This is a genomic window from Nonomuraea sp. CA-141351 (genome assembly GCF_050944675.1).
GTDB lineage: Bacteria > Actinomycetota > Actinomycetes > Streptosporangiales > Streptosporangiaceae > Nonomuraea.
Genome location: NZ_CP191982.1, coordinates 8557962 through 8577367 on the forward strand (window position 1 = coordinate 8557962; position 19406 = coordinate 8577367).

The window sequence follows — 19406 nt, forward strand, 5'->3', positions numbered from 1 at the left end:
AACGGGTCCGGTGCGAGCAATCTACGCGAGATCCGTCCTCTGCCGCCGACCCGCACCGCCGCCGGAGCCCTCAGCCCACCCCGGCCAGGGCCAGAGTCGATCCGGTGCGGGTCTTGGTGACCTTGAGCTGGGCGGTGATCCTGGAGCGGAGCTCGGCGACGTGGCTGACGATGCCCACGGCCCGCCCTCCGTCGCGCAGCCCGTCGAGGATGTCCAGCACGCCGTCGAGGGTGTCCTCGTCCAGCGTGCCGAAGCCCTCGTCCACGAAGAGCGTGCCCAGCTCCGTGCCCCCGGCCTCGGCCGTGACGACGTCGGCCAGCCCGAGCGCCAGCGCCAGGGAGGTGATGAAGCTCTCGCCGCCGGACAGTGTGGCCGGATCGCGATCGACACCGGTCCACCCATCGGCCACCCGCAGCCCCAGCCCGCCGCCCGAACGCCCCCGCGACCCCGCCGTCTTCCGCAGATCGTGCCGCAGCAGGTAACGCCCCGCCGACATGTGGTCGAGCCGTTCGTTCGCGGCGTCCACCACCTGCCGCAGCCGCTCCCCCAGCACGAACGACGACAGGCTCATGCTCCACTGGTTGTCGCTGGACGTGCCGCTGGCCAGCGCCGCCATCCGCTCGGCCAGCCGGTGCCGTTCGGCCGCCGGGTGCCACCGCTCGATGCGGCCGGACAGCTCGCCGTACAGCTCCTCCAGCCGCTCCGCCCTGGCCACGGCACGGTCGCGCTCGCTCGACAGCCTCGTGTACGCCTCTTCCAGGCGGTCCCTTGCGCCCTCGAACGCCGCCAGGTCCGGCGCGGGCTCGGCGGCGGCCGCGATCAGCTCGGGCTGGGCGAGAACGCTCGTGACGGCGGCGTGCTCGTCGTCCAGCCGCCGCAACGCCTCGGCCTTGCGTTCCCGCTCGGCCGGACTCCTGAACGCCGCCTCTGCCTCCGCCACGTCCGCGAACCCCGCCTCGACGGCCGCCTCGGACGCGGCCTGCCTGGCTCTGACCAGCTCGTCGTCGGCCGCCATCGCCGACTGTGTGGCCTCCAGCGCCTCCCGTAGCAGCTCAGCCTCGTCATGCAGCCTGGACAGACGCGCGGTCAGGGTGGAGTCGTCACCTCGTGCGGCGTCCAGCCGCGCGCTCAGCCGCCCGGCGTCCCCGCTCAGCTCCTCATGCCTGGTGCGGCAGGCCGCCAGCCGCGCGGCGACCCGCCGCGCGCGCTCCTCCAGCTCCAGCCGTTCTCGATGGAGCGCCGCCGCCTCCCGCGCCAGCACCGGCTCCTCGCCGGCCGACGCCCGCAGCCTGCGCAGCTCACGCTCGGCCCGGTCCAGCGCGGCGGGCCCGTCCAGGTCCGTTTGCACGGAGCCGCCTCCCGCGCCCTGCCCACCGCGGGCAGCCGCCTCTCCCGGGAAACCGGGCTCCCCAGGCACCGCCTCGGCGCCCTCGGCCGGGAAACGGGATCCCGCGGGGCCCGCCTCCTCAGGAGCACTGACGTGTGTGGAGCCCTCGTCTGGGGCCGTTTCTCCGGCGGTCCGGGCGGGGTCCGTCGCCGCGAGGCGGGTGCGGAGCCGGACGCGTTCGGACTCCAGGTGGGTGCGGTGCGCCCGGTGGGCGGCGAGGGCCTCGGCGACTTCCCTGGCCTGGTCCCGCACCCGTTCGCGCTCGGTCTCGATGCGGTCGAGGGCGGCGGCCAGGGCGGGCTCCCGGTCGGCCACCGCCTGGAGGCGGGCAAGCTCCTGCTCGGCCTCCAGAACGTGCGACTCCGCCGTCCCGACGTCCAAGTCCCCGGTGGCCTCGACCGCGTCCGTGTGCCGGGACTCGACGGAGGCGAGGGCGCGTTCGGCGGCCTCGCGTTCGGCCAGGGCGGCGTCGCTGGCGGTCTCGGCCGCGTGCTCGTCCTCAGCCGAAGGGGCGCTGGGTGCAGGGGAGGCGGGGTGCGGGTGGTCGTCGGAGCCGCAGACCGCGCAGGGCCGGCCCTCGGACAGGTCGCGGGCTAGCTCCGCCGCCATGCCGTCGATCCGGGCCTGGCGCAGGTCGAGCCAGCGCTCGCGCAGGGTCTGGGCGTGGTCCACGAGCGCCTGGTGGGCGGCCACGGCCGCCTCCAGCTCCGCGGCCAGGGCCTCGCGGCGGTGAGTGGCCTCCAGTGCGGCCCTGGCGGCGTCGAGGCTCGCGGACGCCGCCGGGATGGCCGCCGCCTGCGCCTGCACCTCCGCCAGCGCCGCGCCGGCGTCGGCGATGCGTTCGGGCAGCTCGGCCTCGGTGGCCGACACCTCGGCCTCGCGCTGTGCCAGCGCGTCGAGCTCCACGGCCAACCTGGCCAGCTCGTCGTCGACCTCGATCAGGTGGGCGGCTGCATCCCGTACGGCCTGCGCGGCCGGGATCCTGGCGGCGTCCATCCGCGCCTCGGCCAGCCTGCCCTCGGCCTGTTCGATGAGGCCGGGCAGGACGGCCAGCCGCGCGCCGACGGCCTCATCGGCGCCGACCAGCTCGGACAGCTCTTCCTCGACGCGCAACAGGTCGCGCCGGACCACCGACAATCGGGCCTCTTCGGTGAGCAGCTCCGACAGGCGAGCGATCTCCGCCTGCCGCTCCCGCTCCAACGCCGCCAACCCGGCCGCCGTGGGACCGCCTGCCGGCCAGGCTCCCACCGAAGGGCCGGCGTCGCGGTCGGCCGCTGCCCCGTAGCCGCCCGCGTCGCCGTCGTGCACTGCCCCGTAGCCGCCCGCTGAAGGGCTGATGCCGCGGTCGGGCGCCACCCGGGGACCGTCCGCCGAGGGCCCGGTGGCGTTGCCCGCCAGCCGTTCCCGCTCCGCCTGCCGGGACAGGAGGGGGCGGGCTCGGGCGAGGGCGTCGGCGGCCAGGGCGCGTGCTTTGGCGGCGGCCTCCGAACGTTGCCTGACCGCCGTGATGAGGGGCACCACGCGATCGGCCCTGGCGGCGTCGTCGAGGACGGCCTGCAGGTCGGCCCGCTCGTCCGCCCGCTCGTCGAGCGTGCGGCGCAGGGTGAGCGCCTCGGTGTGACGGCGCTGCCGGTCGGCGAGGGCGGCGGCCTCCTCGAACCGCAGCCGCGCCGTACGCGACGCCTGCCCGGCCGTCTCGTGCTGCTCGCTCGCCCGCCTCACGACTGCCCGCGCCGCGTCCAGCAGCGCTCCCGCCCAACGCAAGGGGTCCGTCTCAGGCGTGGGCGCCCCGTCGCCGCCCACAGCGGCGCCGTCGCCGGGCACGGGCGCGCCGGCGGCGTCGCCCTCGGACGGGCCGCCGTCGTGCGCGGCGCCGGGTGGCGTGACCCCGCCGGCGACGTGCGCGTCATGTGCCACCGGTCCCGAGGCCGGGGGCAGGTCGAAGAGGGCAGGCGAGTCGCCGGCCACCGCTGGCGACGTGACGATCGCAGGCGAGTCAGGGGCCACCATCCGCGACGCATCGACCGCGGACGCGTCATCGGCCGTCGCCGGGGACACGATGGCCGCGTGCAGGTCGTCGCCCGCCGCTTCCTCCACCCGCTTGATGGCGAAGTCCACCTGCTGCCGGAGCTCCTGCGCCTCCCGCCACGCCAGCTTCCGGTGCTCGGCCAGCCACGACTCCGCCTGGGTGAAGACCTTGACCGTGAACAACCGCTCGAGCAGCTTGGCCCGATCATCCCCGTCCGCGCGCAGGAACTTGGCGAAGTCCCCCTGGGGCAGCATCGCCACCTGGCAGAACTGGTCGGCGTTCATGCCCAGCAGCCCGCCCACCAGATCGCCCGCCTCGTCGAGCCGGGTCGTCAGCCCCTGCCACTCCGACCCGTGCCACTCCGAGACGACGACCTTGGACTTCTCCTCCGTGAAACCGGTCCCGCGCAGCTTGGGACGGTGCCAGGCCGGTGAGCGCTGGATGCGGAGTAACCGGCCACGGATGGACACCTCAAGCGTGACCGAGGGGCCGGCCGAGGGCGGGGCGTGGTCGCAGCGGAGGCTGCGGGCGCTGTTGCGCTGCCCGGGCACCTGGCCGTAGAGGGCGAAGCAGAGCGCGTCGAGGATCGTGGTCTTGCCCGCCCCCGTGGGCCCGTGGACCAGGAACAGGCCCGCCTCGGCCAGCGCGTCGAAGTCGACCGTCTCGGAGCCGGGAAAGGACCCGAACGCCGTCAGCGAGAGCCGGTGCGGCCGCATCTATGCCATCGTCTCCTTCACCCTCGACGCCTCGATGGCCTGTCTTAGCAGGTCTTCCTCCTCAGGTGCGGCAGGCTCGCCGCGTACTTCCCTGACGAAATCGAGGGCCACCTCCGCCTCCGGCCGTCCGCTGACGCGTACGGGCTGGGCGGCGGGCGCGGCGCCGACCGGGTCGAAGGAGAGGGCGAGGGTGTGGGGGAAACGGGCGCGGAGCCGGTCCATGGCGGATTTGGGGCGGACGGCGTCGGTGAGGATGACCTGTAGCCAGTGGTCCTCGTAAGAGGCATGTTTCGGATTTGTGAGCAGGTCCTCGAGCTCTCCCCGCAGCCGCCCGACGGGCCGCGGCACAGGCGCCGGCACGAACTCCACATCCGAGACATCCGAGCCGAGGGTGACCAGCCACGACCCCTTGACCTGGCCGACCTCCGAGAACGAATAGGCCAGCGGCGAGCCCGAGTAGCGCACGGTCTCCGACATCCGCTGCCGCCCGTGCAGGTGCCCCAGCGCGACGTAGGACACCCCGTCGAAGGCCGGCAACGGAACGTACGCCACCCCGCCCGCGCTGATGTCGCGCTCGCTGTCGCTGGCCTGCCCGCCGATGACGAAGCAGTGCGACAGCACCACCGAGGCGCGATGGCGTACGGAATCGGCCCTGATGCGGTCCATCGCGTACGTCAGCGCGGCCGTGTGGCTCCGGTCGGGCAGCTCCCAAGCGGCGCGCACCAGCTCGGGCTCGAGGTACGGGATGCCGTAGAAGGCCACGTCGTCCACCAGCACCGGCTCCCAGGCGAGGTCGGGCGACGTACGCACGTGGACCCCGGCGGCCTCGAACAGCGCCGAGCCGAAGCGCAGCCGCAGCGCCGAGTCGTGGTTGCCGCTGATCAGCACCACCCGCGCCCCCGCCGCGCGCAGCCGCGCGAGCGCCTCGTCGAGCAGCGCCACCGCGTCGACCGGCGGCAGCGCACGGTCGTAGACGTCGCCGGCGACCGCCACGACGTCGACCCGCTCGGAACGCACCGTCTCCACCAGGTGGTCGACGAACGCCGCCTGCCCCGCGAGCAGGCTCTCGCGGTGGAACGAGCGCCCCAGATGCCAGTCCGAGGTGTGCAGGATCCGCATGTCGCAGGAAGCTAACAGCTCTCACCGACAAATGAGGCCTCACCTGTCTCAGAGGCCGGGAGTACGCTAGAAGATCGGCGGGCAAACCAACGCACATGGGGAGGCCGATGCGCACTGGCCGTGGCACCTTGAGCGTCGCCGCCGGCGTGGTGCTGGTGGCTCTTGCGACAGTCGGATACGTCTTGCCACCCGCGTTCGACCCGCCACCGCTCAAGGCGGATCCAGTCTTCCAGTCGATTCCGGCACAGCCGCTGAACGAGCTTCGGCCGGTGGTGGCGGTCGATCCCATCCGCAGAGAAGAGATCTCGGTCGCGGGAGAGGGCCAGCGCCTGGACGGCACGCTCCGGGTGCCCCTGACGCCCGGGCGCCATCCGGCGATGGTGTTCGTGTCGGGGTCGGGCAACGGGTCGCGGACGGAGTTCACGCCGCAGGCCGAGTTCCTGGCCAAGGCGGGCGTCGTGACGATCGCGTTCGACAAGCGCACCATCGGCTACAACTTCCGCGACAGGGACTTCTCGCTGCTCGCCGACGACGCGCTGCGCATGGTGGAGTTCCTGCGCAAGCGTCCCGAGGTGGACCCGGCGCGGGTCGGCCTGTGGGGAGTCAGCGAGGGCGGCTGGGTGGTGCCGATCGCGGCGGCCAAGAGCACGGCGGTGGGGTTCGTGATCCTGGTGTCGTCCCCGAACGTCTCCCCGCTCCGCCAGGTCGCCTGGGCCCTCAACGAGCAGCTGCTCAGACTGCGCGCCCCGATCGGCGCCCGCGACCTGCTGACCAGGGCGATGGGCGGGGTCGGCTTCAACTTCCTGAGGTACGACGCGCTGCCCGCGTTAAGCGGGATCAAGCAGCCCGTCCTGGCGTTCTACGGCACGATGGACCCCTCGATCCCCTTCGTCGAGTCCACCCAGGCCCTCCTCAAAGGGCTGAACACAGCGGGCAACAACGATTACACGATCCGCTTCATGGCCAAGGGCGACCATGCCATGCGGGTGAACGGCGGCGAGTTCACCAAGGGCTATCTCGAGACCCTCTCCAACTGGATCACCGGCCTGCCCGGCACGGCCAGGCCCGCGCTGCACATGGCGGGCGCCACGCCGGTGCAGCGGTTCGAGGCCAGCGACGTGCCGGTCGCCCCCTGGTACGCGGGCGGCACGATGCTGGGGCTGACGATCTGCCTGGCCGCCGTCGGCTACGTGGCGGGCCCGGTGGCGGCCATGGTCGTACGCCTGCGCGGCCGCGGCCAAGTCCCCGCCGAGGTCAACGCCACGCTGTGGCCGCCGATCAGGCGCAGGCTGCGCCGGATGGCCTGGACGGGTCTGGGCCTGCTGGCGTCGGTGGTGGCGTTCATCACCTTGCTGGTGCTGTTCTCGGTCAACCAGGCGGGCGCCTGGCCCGCCGTGCTGGCGGGCTGGCTGGTCGTGCGGCTACTGGCCGTGCTGATGCTGATCCAGGAGGTCACGGCGGTGGCGGCCTTCGTGTCGGCGCTGCGCGAGGACATGCGTCCCGGCCGGTGGCAGCACGTGGCCGTCGCGGGTGTGCTCGGCGGCACGGGCCTGCTGCTGGTGGCGGCTGCCTACTACGGGCTGTTCTCCTTCCCCTGGTAGACGAATGCGTTCATCCAGCGGTCCAGCTCGGTGAACACCTGCTTGCGTACCGACTCGGCCGACAGCACGAGATCGTGCAGGCCGTCCGGGATGCGCACGCAGGTGACGTGCGGGCCCAGCGACGTGGACCAGCGGGCGATGTGCCGCGGATCGAGCACGATGTCCGCCGAGCGGGCCTCCGGCACGAAGTCGCGTACCCGAAGCCCGTTGGCGGAGGCGAGCACGAGCACCGGCACGTCCACCGCGAGCCCAGCGTGCAGCCGCCGCTGCGCCCTGCGGATGGCGGCCAGCCACATGGCGTGCACCGAGAAGCCCCCGAGCGGCTTCAGCGTCAGGTCGTAGTCCCACTCGCCGCCCTCGCTGCGGTGCAGCGTCTGCCCGTAGACGGTGCTGACCCCCAGCGGGAGCGCCCTTTTCGTGTACGAGAGCGGCGTCTTGAGCAGGTCGGCGGCCAGGCGGAGCGGGGCGGGCACGTTCAGGTCGAAGAACGGGCTGTTGAGCGCCAGCCCCTGCACGAGACCTCGGCCGCGGACCCGGTCGGCCCACAATGAGGCGACGAGGCCGCCGGTGGAGTGGGCGTTGATCGTCAGCTCGTCGTGGTCCTGCCTGATGAGGCGGACGGCCTCGTCGATCTCCGGGAAGTAGTCGGTGACGCTCCTGATCAGGCCCCTGGTCTGGTGCGGCAGTAACGAGCGCCCGTACTTTCGCAGGTCGAGCGCGTAGAAGTCGATGCCGCGCTCGACATAGTGGTCGGCCAGGTGGTCCTGGAAGAAGTAGTCGGTGAACCCGTGCAGGTAGAGCACCGCCCTGCGGGACCCGGCCTTCCTGGAGACCAGCGTCGCGACGACCTCGCCCTCGAAGTCGTCCGGCATGTGCAGCACGGTGATCTCGTACATGCTAGACACGATAGGGATTGTCTGGCCATGACGGGACACCCGGCGGCATGTCCTTGCTCACTTTCATCGGGAAGTCGGCCTGCCGCTTCTCCAGGAACGCCGTCACCCCCTCAACCGTGTCGGCCGCACCGCCCAGCTCGGACATGAGCCGGGAGTCGGCCGCGTGCGCCTCCCATGGAGAGGCCGCCGACAGGCCCGACCACATCAGCCGGCGGATGGCGGCCACGGAGACGGCCGAGGTGTTGTCGGCGATCTCGCGAGCCAGCCCGTACGCGGCCGGCAGCAGCTCGTCCGGCGGGTACACCCGCGAGACCAGCCGCCCTTCGAGCGCCTCGGAGGCGGGGAAGACCCGGCCGGTCGCGGCCCACTCCATGGCCTGGGAGATGCCGACGATCCTGGGCAGGAACCAGCTCGACGCGGCCTCGGCGACGATCCCGCGCCGCGCGAACACGAACCCGAACCGCGCGTCCTCGGAGGCCAGCCGGACGTCCATGGGCAGCGTCATCGTCAGCCCCACGCCCACGGCGGGGCCGTTGATCGCGGCGATGACCGGCTTGAGCGAGCGGGCGATCCTGAGCGCGACCGTGCCGCCGCCGTCGCGCGGCGCGCCGTCCACCAGCTCGTCCTCCCCGCGGTGCCCGAACGTGCCGCCGCCGCCGCTCAGGTCGGCCCCGGCGCAGAACGCGCGTCCCGCGCCCGTGACCACCACCGCGCGCACCTCGTCATCGGCGTCCGCCAGGTCAAGCGCCGCGATCAACTCTCCGCGCATCGCAAAGGTGAAGGCGTTCAGCCGCTCCGGACGGTTCAATGTGACGGTGGCGATCCGGTCGGCGACCTCGTACTCGATCTCGGTGAAGTCTGTTCGGCTACTGATGTTCATCCTCCGATAAAGACATATTTCGTATTCGATGCGTAGGCTGCCGCCTCTATTGATGCCTGAGGTGGGCCGCGCCTTACGGTCTGGTAGCGGCCATCACACCTACGGTAGAGGCCTCGGCCGGGGCCTAAATGTTGAGCTCGGGGGAAACGGGGAAGGCGTGCGGCAGGCAAAGGAACCGGCAAGTGCCAAAGCGGTCCTCGGCTGGCTGGTGCTCGCGGCACTGGCGCCCGGAGCCGCCCATCTGCGTGCCGGTTGGCGCAAGACCGGGCTCGTCCTGCTCTCCTGCTACATCGTCGGGTTGCTGGCGCTGCTCGCGCTGGCGCTGACGACCGACAACCTGCTGGGCTCGCTGACCGAGAACTCCTGGCTGACGTCGATCATGGTGGGCACCGGCGTGCTGGGAGTGGCATGGTTCGCCCTGATCGTGCACTCGTTCGTCGTGCTGCGGCCCGGGCGGCTGCCGCAATCCGGGCAGATCCTCAGCGGCACGCTGGCCGGGCTGCTCGCCGTCGTGGTGGTGTTCCCGTTCGGCTGGGTGACCCAGGCCGTGTGGACCTCGCGGCAGACGCTCAACGACATCTTCCAGGAGACGCCGTCCGACGCCCCGTCCGACGGCGCCGCCGCCGCGGAGAAGCCGGAGGACCCGTGGACCGGGCGGCAGCGGGTCAACATCCTGCTGCTGGGCGGCGACGGCGACGACGACCGGATCGGCATACGCACCGACAGCATGAACCTGGCCAGTGTCGATGTGAAGACCGGCAACACCGTGCTGTTCAGCCTTCCCCGCAACCTGGAGGACGTGCGCTTCCGCCCGGGCACCCCGATGGCGCAGCGCTTCCCCAACGGCTTCCGGCTCCCGGCCGACCCCGGCGGGGGGCGTAGCGATCTGCTCAACAGCGTCTGGGAGTACGCCGACTCGCACCCGGAGATCTTCGGCGGCAAGCAGCACCAAGGCGCCAAGGTGCTGATGGACACCATCGGCTACACCCTCGGGGTCAAGGTCGACTGGTACGCCCTGGTCAACATCTGGGGGTTCGCCCGTATCATCGACGCCATCGGCGGCATCACGATCACCGTCGAGCAGGACGTGGTGTTCGGCAAGTACAACGAGGGCCTGGTCAAGGCCGGCACGCGCAAGCTCAAGGGCGCCGACGCGATGTGGTACGCCCGCTCGCGCACGTACAGCGACGACTACACCCGGATGCACCGCCAGCGCTGCGTGCTCGGCGCGCTCCTCGACCAGGCGGACCCGGCGACGGTGCTGTCCAGGTTCAACCGCATCGCGCTGGCCACCAAGGAGCTGATCAAGACCGACATCCCGCGCGGGATGCTCAAGAACCTGGTGCCGCTGTCCTTGAAGGTCAAGAACGCCAAGGTGACGAGCGTGCAGTTCGTGCCCCCGCTGATCAGCACCGGCTATCCCGACTGGGAGAAGATCCGCGAGATCGCCGGCAAGGCGCTCCGCGACTCGGCCCGCGCCGACTCCCCGGTCGCCGCCTCCGCCAGCCCTTCGTCCTCGTCCTCGCCATCGGCCTCGGCTCCGCCCTCGCCGAAGAAGTCGGCCGCCGCCAAGAAGACCGGCCAGAACCCGGCCACGGGCCTCACGGAAGGCTGCGGCGGAGCACTCTGACGGGCTGCCTGGAAGCGTACGGGAGCGGTGCCGCCCTGATGGCGTCCGGCATCGAGGCGAGCCGTCCGGCGGACGTCGTCACCTTGGTCGACGATGCCCTCCCGAAGGCCACCGTCCTGGTGAACTCCTTCAACCTGGACGTGGCGACGATGGGCGTCGGCCTCTCGGCGGCACAACCGCTGATCACCTCGATCAGGACCGCGGCCTGGGAGCGGTGCCTCCCATCGGAGACGAGAGACCTGGAGGCCGCCGTCCTGAAGGTCACACCTTGAAAATCGAGGTGTCCAGCTCGAAGTCGACGGGGGCCGGCAGCGTGATCGTTTTGCCGACATGCGCAGTGACCGCCACCCGATAGGCGTCATCTTCGATATCGCTGAACACGGTCACGCTCGGGTCGTCGGCGAGCGGATCGATCAGCAGGTAGATGGGCACCTTGCCCAGCGCGTACAGGCGCAGCTTCTCCTTGCGGTCGATGTCCACACTGGCGGGTGAGACGACCTCGGCAACCATCAGCACCCCGGACGAGAGCAGCTCTCCCGCGCCCCAGCGAGGGCAGTCAGGAGGCGCGAGGACGAAGTCGGGCACGAGAGAATCTCGGGGACCTTCGATGCAGATGTTGAGGCCGCCGGGGGCTCCACGCCATCCTCGCTCTCTGTAGGCGGGGAAAAGGGCATGATCCAGGTCTACGGCCATCCAGGTGTGTTCTGGGCTGCCCATAGGACTCACAAGCAGTTTCCCTTCGATGACCTCAACCCGGAAGCCGGGGAGGGGGGGCAGGGCATCGAACAGCTCACGAGCTGTCTGCGGTATGTGCGGGGAGCTCGCTTGGGTTGATTCCGTGTGGTGCTCCTCTTCCAGCATTGCGACCATGGAATCTTTCCCTTCGTATTCGAACGGACACGCTAAGTATTCCAGCTTTCGAGCGCGTCCGCCACTGAAAACCGATTGCCGCAGCCGGCGCGGACAGTCAAGGATGGGCGGCGATGGGCAAGACGAAGATGCACGCCGACGAGGTCCAGACCGATGCCGCGCTCGTTCGCCGGTTGCTCGCGGGACAGTTCCCGCAGTGGGCCGGGTTGCGGATCGAACCCGTTGACTCCTACGGCACAGATCACGACATATACCGACTCGGCGACCACCTGTCCGTACGCATGCCGCGCATCGACTGGGCCACCGGGCAGGCGGCCAAGGAGGCGCGGTGGCTGCCGAAGCTGGCACCGCACCTGCCGCTCGCGGTTCCGGTGCAGCTGGCGATGGGCGATCCGGCGGAGGGCTATCCGTTCGGCTGGTCCGTGTACGAGTGGCTGCCCGGCCAGAACGCCAACGGCGCGATCCGCGACCTGGACCAGGCGGCCGTCGATCTCGCCGCGTTCGTGAAAGCGTTGCGGCAGGTCGACCAGACGGGCGCGCATCCGCGTGCCCGTGGGTCTCGCGGCGGCCCGCTGGCCGAGAGCGATGAGCATGTCCGCCGGTCGATCGCCCGGCTCGGCGACCGCATCGACGGCGCCGCGGCCCTGCGCTCGTGGGAGGAGTCGCTCGGCGCCCCACCCTGGGACGGTCCGGAGGTCTGGGTGCACGGCGACCTGCTGCCGGGAAACCTGCTGGTCGTCGACGGCCGGCTGTCGGCGGTCATCGACTTCGGCGGCCTCAACGTGGGCGATCCCGCCTGCGACCTCCAGCCCGCGTGGAACGTGTTCGCGGGCGACAACCGCCTGCGTTTCCGGTCCGAGCTCGGCGTTGACGACGCCTCATGGCTGCGCGGCCGCGGCTGGGCGCTCTCCCAGGCCGTGAACGCGCTGGCGTACTACTGGGACACCAACCCGGGGATGGTCCGCCAGACCTCCCACGCTCTGGCGCAGGTCCTCGCCGAAAACCCTTGAGCACGTGACCGTTCCGCGGCTCGACTGGCCTTTCCGGTGAAGAGCCGGAGGCCGAGCGGGGCGAGGCCCGCGCCCTGGGAGAGGTACATCGCGGCTCTGTCGAAACCCTGGACGCCATCTCGACGTCAGAGTGCGCGAAGTCGTACGGGCGTGGTTGGAGGAAGCCGCGGAGTGGGACGTCGCGGACATGCCCCGCTACCCGGCCTTCACCTCAGCCGCACCAGACTGAGGGGCGGCTATGGTCTCGCGATCCCGCCTCCGGTGGCCGCCCATACCGCCGCCGGGGTCAGGGGCATGTCGATGTGGTCCACGTCGAGGGCGTCGCAGACGGCGTTGACTATGGCGGGTGGGATGCCGATGCAGCCCGCCTCGCCTGCCCCCTTGGCACCCAGGGGCGTGTTGGGGTTGGGGGTGGCGGTCTCCAGGAGGGTTATCGGGGGCATGTCGGCGGCGGTCGGGAGGAGGTAGTCCAGGAGCGTCGAGGCGTACGGCAGGCCGTCCTCGCCGATGACCGCCTGCTCGTACAGGGCCTGGCCGAGGCCCTGGGCGATCGAGCCGTAGCCCTGGCCGCTGACGATCATGGGGTTGACGACCACGCCGTAGTCGTCCACCGCCACCAGTTGGCGCACGTGGACGGTGCCGAGGTCCGGGTCCACCTCCACGACGGCGACGTGTGCGCCGTACGGGAAGGCCTGCGGCAGGGCGACGATCTCGTCGGCACGTAGCGGGCCGGTGCGAGCGACCAGTTCGCCGATGGGCAGCCCGGGCAGCGGGCCCGCCGCGACACCGGCCGCGAAGTCCCCCGCCCCAGGGCCGTCTGCCGGAGGGCCAGGTGCGGGGCCGGGCGCCGGGATGGCGCACGTGTCGCCTCCCACCACCAGGCGGCCCGCGGCGTACGAGACCTCCTCCTCCCCCACCCCGAGGAGCTCGGCGCAGCGGCGGCGGGCGGTGGCGACGAGGGACTCGGCGGCGCGCCACAGCGCCGCCCCGCCCACCTGCATGGAGCGGCTGCCGAACGTGGCGAAGCCATAGGGCACCTCACCGGTGTCGCCCTCGACGACGCGGACCCGGTCGACCTCCACGTCCAGAACCGAGGCCACCACCTGCGCAAACGCGGTGAAGTGGCCCTGCCCGGTGGACGTGGAGCCGACGCGGGCGATGAACGTGCCGTCAGGGCAGGCCTCAACGCTGCCGAACTCGTCACTGTCCGGCGGACCGCCCGAGCGTTCGACGTACGTGGCGATGCCCACCCCGATCGGCGGCTCACCCTCCTCGCGGCGGCGGGCCTGCTCGGCGCGGACCTCGTCGTAGCCGACGGCGGTGAGGGCCTTGTCGAGCGCGGCGGCGTAGTCGCCCGAGTCGTAGGTGCGGCCGGTCGGCGTCAGGTACGGGTACTGGCCGGGGCGGATGAAGTTGCGGCGGCGCAGCTCGGCGGGGTCCACACCGAGCCGGCGGGCCAGCCGGTCCACGGTGCGTTCGAGGGCGTAGGCGGCCTCCGGGCGTCCCGCGCCGCGGTAGGAGGTGGTCGGGGCGGTGTTGGTGAGCACGCAACGGACCCGGGTGTGCACCCTTGGAGTACGGTAGGCGCCGGTGCTCATGGCTCCGGTCATCATGGGGACGAAGGCGCCAGTGTGCGGGTACGCGCCGATGCCGGCGTCTATCAGCAGCTCGTACGCGAGGAAGGTGCCGTCGTCGTCGGCCGCCAGCCGTACGCGCTGGGTCTGACCGCGGCCGCGCGGGCCGGCCAGCAGGGCCTCGGCGCGGTCCTCGCACCAGCGGACCGGCCGGCGCAGGTGGACGGCCAGCAGAGCGGCCACCAGGTACTCCGGGTAGGTCTGGCTCTTGGCGCCGAACGCACCACCGGTGGCCGGGACGATCACCCGGATCCGCTCCCTGCCGAACCCGAGCGCCGCGGCGAGCGAGTCGCGCAGCCGGTGCTGGGCCTGGTGTGAGGCGTACACGGTGAGGTGGTCGCCGTGCCCCGGATCGACCAGCACGGCCCTCGGCTCAAGGGACGTGGGGAGCAGGAGCTGCTCACGGTAGGCGGCCTCGACCACCACCGGGGCGCTCGCGAACACGTCGTCGGCCGGCTCGCCGAAAGTGCGCTCGACCGCCACATTGTCACGGTCGTCGAACAGCCGGGGGCCCTCGGTGCCCGAACGGCGCCGGTCGTCGGACTGGTCGTGCCCGCCGGCACCGGGGGCAAGGGTGAAGGGCAGCGGTTCGAGGTTGAGGCGGACGGCTTCGGCACCGTCCTCGGCGCGGGCGCGCGTACCGGCGGCGACCACGGCGAGCGCCTCACCCGGGTAGCGGACGCGGCCGGTGGCGAGCAGCGGCCACGGCGGCACGCCCTCCCCGCCGGGCAGGTCACGGGCGGCGAGGTACGGCAGGTCGGCGGCGGACCACGCGCCCGCCACCCCTTCCTCCTTGAGCGCGGCGGCCACGTCGACCTCGCGGATCAGCGCGTGCGGCACCGGGCTGCGGGTGAAGGCGAGCTCGAGCGTGCCGGGGAGATCCAGGTCGGCGACCGTGCGCGCCTGGCCGGTGACCAGGTCGCGATCCTCGCGCCGCGCGAGCGGCATCCCGATGTACCGCAATGTTTGGACACCCCCGCTTTCGGTACCAACGTCGATATCGGATTCCCGGGATGGGAGACATGAAACCGGCACAATTCGACTACGTCGCGCCGGCCTCGGTGCCGGAGGCGGTGGCCGTGCTGGCCGAGCACGGGCCGGAGAGCCGGGTCCTGGCCGGCGGCCAGAGCCTGCTCATCGAGCTGCGTTACCGGACCGTGCGCCCTGCCGTGGTGGTGGACGTCAACCGCATCCCCGGGCTGTCGGAGATCGCGGTCGAGGACGGCTCGGTCCACGTCGGCGCGCTGGTCCGGCACGCCCAGCTGGAGCGTGCCCGGTTCGACGACCCGCTGGCCGGGCTGTTCCGCCAGGTCGCGCCGTACGTCGCCCACCCGCCCATCCGCGCACGCGGCACCTTCGCCGGCAGCCTGGCGTGGGCGCATCCGGCGTCGGAGTGGTGCGCGCTGGCCGTGGCCATGGGCGCGGGGATCGAGGTGGAAGGCCCGGCGGGACGGCGTACGGTGCGCGCGGACTCGTGGTTCCGCGGCCCGTTCACCACGGCCTGCCTGCCGGAGGAGCTGGTCACCGGCGTCCGGCTGCCACGCCCGCCTGCCGGCGCCGTCTCGGCGTTCGCCGAGCACCGCCGCACCCACGGCAGCTTCGCCCTCGCCGCCGCCCTGGTCATGCTCCGACTCGCCGGCGGCCGCGTCGACTGGGTACGGATCGGCCTGGCGAACGCGGCGGACGTGCCGCTCCGCGCCGTCGAGGCCGAGCGCCACCTGGCGGGCCACCTCCCCGAGCCCGAACTGCTGGCGGAGACCGCCTCGCGAGCCTCCGCCGAGACGGACCCGCCCGGCGAGCCGCATGCGCCGGCCGCCTACCGCAGGCACGCGCTCGCCACCCTGGTACGGCGCTGCCTCACCCGAGCCGTCCAGAACGCGCGCATGGACGCCGTTCAGGGGGCGCGCACAGACGACGAGAGCCCGGGGACCCCATGAACGTGGAACTCACGGTCAACGGCCAGACCCACCCGCTCGACGTCGAGCCCCGGACCAGCCTGGCCGACGCGCTGCGCGACCGGCTCGGGCTCACCGGCACCACGCTAGGGTGCGAGCACGGAGTGTGCGGCTCCTGCACCGTGCTGGTCGACGGCACCGCCATCCGGTCCTGCCTCTCCCTGGCCGTCCAGGCGGAGGGCGCCGACATCCGCACCGTCGAGGGGCTGGCCGACGGCGACCGGCTGCATCCGCTGCAGGAGGCGTTCGCCGCCGAGCACGCGCTGCAGTGCGGCTTCTGCACTCCCGGGTTCCTCATGCTGCTCGCCGGCGCCCTCGCTGAGGAGCCGGACCTGGGCAGGGACGAGCGGCGGCTCGACGAGGTCCTCGCCTCCAACCTGTGCCGCTGCACCGGATATGCGGGCATCCGCCGGGCCGCGGTGCGCGCCGCGGCCCGCCTGCGCGGGGAGGGCGGCTCAGCGGCTGAATCGGGGACCGCGGCCGAGCGGCCGAGCGGCTGAAAGCGTTTCAGCCGCGGATGGGGCGGCGAGGCTGCCCAGCAGTTTCAGCCTCTCCTCGGTAGGGCTGCCCGGCTGGGCCAGCAGGGTGATGAGCTGCAGGCCGTCGGAGCCGTTCACCGAGAAGATCTCACAGGTCAGCTCCAGCTCCCCGATCTCCCGGTGGCGCATGCGCTTGACCTCGCCCACTTTGTTGGAGACGTCATGGCGGGCCCACAGCCTGCGGAATTCGGGGCTCTTGACGGAGAGCTCCCCCACGAGCTCGGCAAGGCGGGGATCATCGAGATGCGACCCGGTGATGAGGCGCAGGTGGGCGACCTTGGAACGGGCCGACGTCTCCCACTCGGGGTAGAACTCGCGGGCCACCGGATCCAGGAAGATCATGCGGAGCAGGTTGTCGCGATCCTCGAATCCGCCGTACAGGGCATCGGCGAGGGAGTTCGCGGCCAGGACGTTCATGAGGTCGTCGCAGATCAGCGCGGGCGTGCCGGGCCAGCTGCCGATCAGCGTACGCAGGCTGGGGCTGACCCGCCGGGCGGGCGACCGCCGGGGCTGGAGCATGGGATGGGCCAGCGCGTGCATGTGGGCGGTGGCCTCGGGAGTCAGGCCGAACACACGGGCGAGGGCCCCGAGCACGCGCTCGGACGGGTGGCGCTCCCTGCCCTGTTCGAGGCGGATGTAGTAATCCGTGCTGACGTGGGCCATCATCGCCACCTCCTCGCGCCGCAGCCCCGGCGTCCGGCGTGGTCCCCCGCCCACGAGCCCCGCCTGCGCGGGAGTCGTGACCTCTCTCCGCGCGCGCAGGAACTCCCCCAGCAACTTGCCGCTGTCTCGAGTGTCCATTTAAGTACCATATGTCGGAATTTGACAGCCAGGGTGGGCGTGTCACTACCAGGCTGAGCTCGCATCCCCGCATCCGTCGGCATTCCTCCAGGTGTGCGAATTTCCTGGGTGTCACACGTCCACCCTCCGCACGTCGTCCCGTCTTACCGTCGAAATGACGGAAAGGAGACGGTGATCGTGATTCCCTACCCCCGATCCATCCGAGCGCGCTCCGCCATGGCCACGTCGGTGCTCGCCCTGGTCGCGTTGTCCGTCGTCGGCGTCACTTCTTCGCTGGCGATCCGCTACCGCGTCCAGGACGACGCCTTCAACCGGGTCGAACAGATCGCCAGCCAGTGGAGCGCGGCGGCCCGCGCCGGCACGCTTCCCAAGGTGATACCGGCCTCGGGCGACATAGAGCTCATCCAGCTGGTCGACGCGCACGGCAGGGTCATCGCCGCCAGCCGCTCCGCCTGGGCACGCCCGGCGCTGAGCACGATGCGACCACCGGCCGACGACCGCGTCCAGCGGTGGACCGACAGGTGCCGGCTTCTGGTGGCCGTCCGCATCACCATGGCGGCCGACGCACCGGTCGTGCTGGCGGAGCGTCACGAGCCGGCCCTGCTCCGCGGCCACAACCTGGAGTACGCGCTCACGGCGGCGGCGCTGGCGCTCCTCGCCATCCTGGCCTGGATCTCCTGGAGAACGGTGGGCCGCACGCTGCGGCCGGTCGAGGCGATCCGCGCGCGCCTGGCCGCGATCACCGTCAGCGACCTCAGCCTGAGAATGCCCGTGCCGCCGGGCGACGACGAGGTCGCCCGGCTCGTCCGCACCGCCAACCAGACCCTGGACAGGCTCGACGAGGCGGTGGCGCAGCAGCGCAGGTTCGCCTCCACCACCTCGCACGAGCTCAGGAACCCGATCGCGGGCCTGCGGCTGCAGCTGGAGGAGGCGCTGCTCCACCCTGGCGAGGTGGATCCGCACGAGACCATCCGCTCGGCCCTGTCGCTCGCCGACCGGCTCGACGCCATCGTCAGCGACCTGCTGGTGCTCGCGCGGCTGAGCGCCGGCGACCCGGCACCGTCCGAGCTGATCGACCTCGGGCAGCTGGTGACCCAGGAGGCGCCGCGAACCGGCCGCGTGCCCGTGCGCGTCCACGCGGCCTCGGACGTCTGGGTCTGCGGCTCCCACATCCAGCTCGTCCGGGTGCTCGGCAACCTGGTGAACAACGCGATCCGGCACGCCGGCAGCGCCGTGGACGTCTCCGTGGCCGCCTCGGGCGGCGAGGCCGTGATGACGGTGACGGACGACGGCGCGGGCATCGCGCCCGCCGACCGCGAACGGATCTTCGAGCGGTTCATCCGCCTCGACGACGGCCGCCGCCGCGACGCCGGCGGCAGCGGGCTGGGCCTGGCCATCTCCCGCGACATCGCCACGAGCCACGGCGGGACGCTCAAGGCCGAGGACTCGCCGAGCGGCGCCAGGTTCGTCCTGCGGCTCCCGCGCCTCGGCTGCCCCCCGGCCGAAGAACAGGTGGAACGCCTGAGCACCGTGCTCTAGAGCACCCTGAGGTCGTCCATCGCGTCCCGGTCCCAGACGATGCCCAGTCCGGGGACGTCAGGGGCGATGGCGTGACCGTCCTCGATCGCGAGCTCGGCCCGCGTGATGGCGCGCAGCTGCGGAATATGCTCCACGTACGCCCCCGCGGGCACCGCCGCCACCAGGCTGACGTGCAGCTCCATGAGGAAGTGCGGGCAGAGCGACACGTTGAACGCCTCCGCCAGATGCGCCACCTTCAGCCACGGCGTGATCCCGCCCACCCTGGCCACGTCCGCCTGCACCACCGAGGCCGCCCCGCGCACCAGGTAGTCGCGGAACTGCCCCACCGAGTACATCGACTCTCCCACCGCCACCGGGATCGTGGTGGATCGTGCCAGCTCCCTGTGCCCCTGCACGTCGTCGCCCTGACCGTCCAGGCGGAGGGCGCCGACATCCGCACCGTCGAGGGGCTGGCCGACGGCGACCGGCTCCATCCGCTGCACGAGGCGTTCGCCCGCCGACCACGCGCTGCAGTGCGGCTTCTGCACCCCAGGTTCCTCATGCTGCTCGCCGGCGCCCTGGCCGAGGAGCCGGACCTGGACAGGGACGAGCGGCGGCTCGACGAAGTCCTCGCCTCCAACCTGTGCCGCTGCACCGGATATGCGGGCATCCGCCGCGCCGGGGCCCGCCTGAGCGGGGACAACGACTGAACCGCTGAATGGCCCTTCAGCCGCTGACGGGAGCGGCGAGGCCGCCCAGCAGTTTCAGCGCCTCCTCAGAAGATGAGCTGGAGGGGCGGGTCGCGCGCGTCGGCATTCAGC

Annotated in this window: 16 protein-coding genes; 8 read left to right on the top strand and 8 right to left on the bottom strand. The window is 72.0% G+C overall.

Going from position 1 to position 19406, the window contains the following annotated elements; translation table 11 throughout:
• Window positions 1-70: 70 nt before the first annotated feature.
• A complete protein-coding gene (locus tag ACQPWU_RS40275; RefSeq protein ID WP_433430926.1) occupies window positions 71-4132 on the bottom strand; it encodes an AAA family ATPase in 4062 nt (1353 codons plus the stop codon).
• Window positions 4133-5251, bottom strand: a complete 1119-nt coding sequence (locus tag ACQPWU_RS40280) for an exonuclease SbcCD subunit D (RefSeq protein WP_433430927.1) — start codon at window positions 5249-5251, stop codon at window positions 4133-4135.
• A 107-nt stretch (window positions 5252-5358) separates the two neighbouring features.
• Here ACQPWU_RS40280 and ACQPWU_RS40285 point away from each other — a divergent pair, with 107 nt between their 5' ends.
• Window positions 5359-6852, top strand: a complete 1494-nt coding sequence (locus tag ACQPWU_RS40285) for an alpha/beta hydrolase family protein (RefSeq protein ID WP_433430928.1) — start codon at window positions 5359-5361, stop codon at window positions 6850-6852.
• Here the strand turns inward: ACQPWU_RS40285 and ACQPWU_RS40290 are convergent.
• Together ACQPWU_RS40290 and ACQPWU_RS40295 are read right to left on the bottom strand one after the other, a co-directional pair.
• The gene (locus tag ACQPWU_RS40290) at window positions 6825-7748 is read right to left on the bottom strand and encodes an alpha/beta hydrolase (RefSeq protein WP_433430929.1); all 924 of its coding nucleotides are present in this window, start codon (window positions 7746-7748) and stop codon (window positions 6825-6827) included. The two genes, ACQPWU_RS40285 and ACQPWU_RS40290, sit on opposite strands and share 28 nt — an antisense overlap.
• 1 nt (window position 7749) lies before the next feature.
• Window positions 7750-8628 (bottom strand): enoyl-CoA hydratase-related protein, encoded by an 879-nt coding sequence (locus ACQPWU_RS40295; RefSeq protein ID WP_433430930.1) that lies wholly within the window; start codon window positions 8626-8628, stop codon window positions 7750-7752.
• Between the two features lie 157 nt (window positions 8629-8785).
• Between ACQPWU_RS40295 and ACQPWU_RS40300 the strand changes: the two genes are divergently transcribed.
• The gene (locus ACQPWU_RS40300) at window positions 8786-10258 is read left to right on the top strand and encodes an LCP family protein (protein ID WP_433430931.1); all 1473 of its coding nucleotides are present in this window, start codon (window positions 8786-8788) and stop codon (window positions 10256-10258) included.
• 38 nt (window positions 10259-10296) lie between these two features.
• Window positions 10297-10530: a hypothetical protein gene (locus ACQPWU_RS40305; RefSeq protein ID WP_433430932.1), complete on the top strand. Its 234-nt coding sequence runs from the start codon at window positions 10297-10299 to the stop codon at window positions 10528-10530.
• Here ACQPWU_RS40305 and ACQPWU_RS40310 read toward each other — a convergent pair.
• A complete protein-coding gene (locus ACQPWU_RS40310; protein WP_433430933.1) occupies window positions 10520-11128 on the bottom strand; it encodes a Uma2 family endonuclease in 609 nt (202 codons plus the stop codon). The two genes, ACQPWU_RS40305 and ACQPWU_RS40310, sit on opposite strands and share 11 nt — an antisense overlap.
• Window positions 11129-11241: 113 nt before the next feature.
• Here ACQPWU_RS40310 and ACQPWU_RS40315 point away from each other — a divergent pair, with 113 nt between their 5' ends.
• Window positions 11242-12138, top strand: coding sequence for an aminoglycoside phosphotransferase family protein (locus tag ACQPWU_RS40315; RefSeq protein WP_433430934.1), 897 nt, complete (start codon window positions 11242-11244; stop codon window positions 12136-12138).
• A gap of 236 nt (window positions 12139-12374) precedes the next feature.
• On the opposite strand, the gene ACQPWU_RS40320 is transcribed toward ACQPWU_RS40315, so the two are convergent.
• Window positions 12375-14735 carry a xanthine dehydrogenase family protein molybdopterin-binding subunit gene (locus tag ACQPWU_RS40320; RefSeq protein WP_433430935.1) on the bottom strand — a complete coding sequence of 787 codons (2361 nt, stop codon included), beginning with the start codon at window positions 14733-14735 and terminating at the stop codon, window positions 12375-12377.
• Between the two features lie 59 nt (window positions 14736-14794).
• Between ACQPWU_RS40320 and ACQPWU_RS40325 the strand changes: the two genes are divergently transcribed.
• Window positions 14795-15709 carry an FAD binding domain-containing protein gene (locus tag ACQPWU_RS40325; protein ID WP_433430936.1) on the top strand — a complete coding sequence of 305 codons (915 nt, stop codon included), beginning with the start codon at window positions 14795-14797 and terminating at the stop codon, window positions 15707-15709.
• Window positions 15706-16227 (top strand): (2Fe-2S)-binding protein, encoded by a 522-nt coding sequence (locus ACQPWU_RS40330; RefSeq protein ID WP_433430937.1) that lies wholly within the window; start codon window positions 15706-15708, stop codon window positions 16225-16227. The genes ACQPWU_RS40325 and ACQPWU_RS40330 overlap by 4 nt, the downstream gene beginning before the upstream one ends.
• Here the strand turns inward: ACQPWU_RS40330 and ACQPWU_RS40335 are convergent.
• Window positions 16183-17067 (bottom strand): helix-turn-helix transcriptional regulator, encoded by an 885-nt coding sequence (locus ACQPWU_RS40335; protein ID WP_433430938.1) that lies wholly within the window; start codon window positions 17065-17067, stop codon window positions 16183-16185. The two genes, ACQPWU_RS40330 and ACQPWU_RS40335, sit on opposite strands and share 45 nt — an antisense overlap.
• Window positions 17068-17238: 171 nt before the next feature.
• On the opposite strand from ACQPWU_RS40335, the gene ACQPWU_RS40340 reads away from it, so the two are divergent.
• Window positions 17239-18606 (top strand): sensor histidine kinase, encoded by a 1368-nt coding sequence (locus ACQPWU_RS40340; protein WP_433430939.1) that lies wholly within the window; start codon window positions 17239-17241, stop codon window positions 18604-18606.
• Here the strand turns inward: ACQPWU_RS40340 and ACQPWU_RS40345 are convergent.
• Window positions 18603-19001 (bottom strand): enolase C-terminal domain-like protein, encoded by a 399-nt coding sequence (locus ACQPWU_RS40345; RefSeq protein ID WP_433430940.1) that lies wholly within the window; start codon window positions 18999-19001, stop codon window positions 18603-18605. The genes ACQPWU_RS40340 and ACQPWU_RS40345 overlap by 4 nt on opposite strands.
• Between ACQPWU_RS40345 and ACQPWU_RS40350 the strand changes: the two genes are divergently transcribed.
• Window positions 18990-19295 (top strand): 2Fe-2S iron-sulfur cluster-binding protein, encoded by a 306-nt coding sequence (locus ACQPWU_RS40350; RefSeq protein WP_433430941.1) that lies wholly within the window; start codon window positions 18990-18992, stop codon window positions 19293-19295. The two genes, ACQPWU_RS40345 and ACQPWU_RS40350, sit on opposite strands and share 12 nt — an antisense overlap.
• Window positions 19296-19406: the final 111 nt, after the last annotated feature.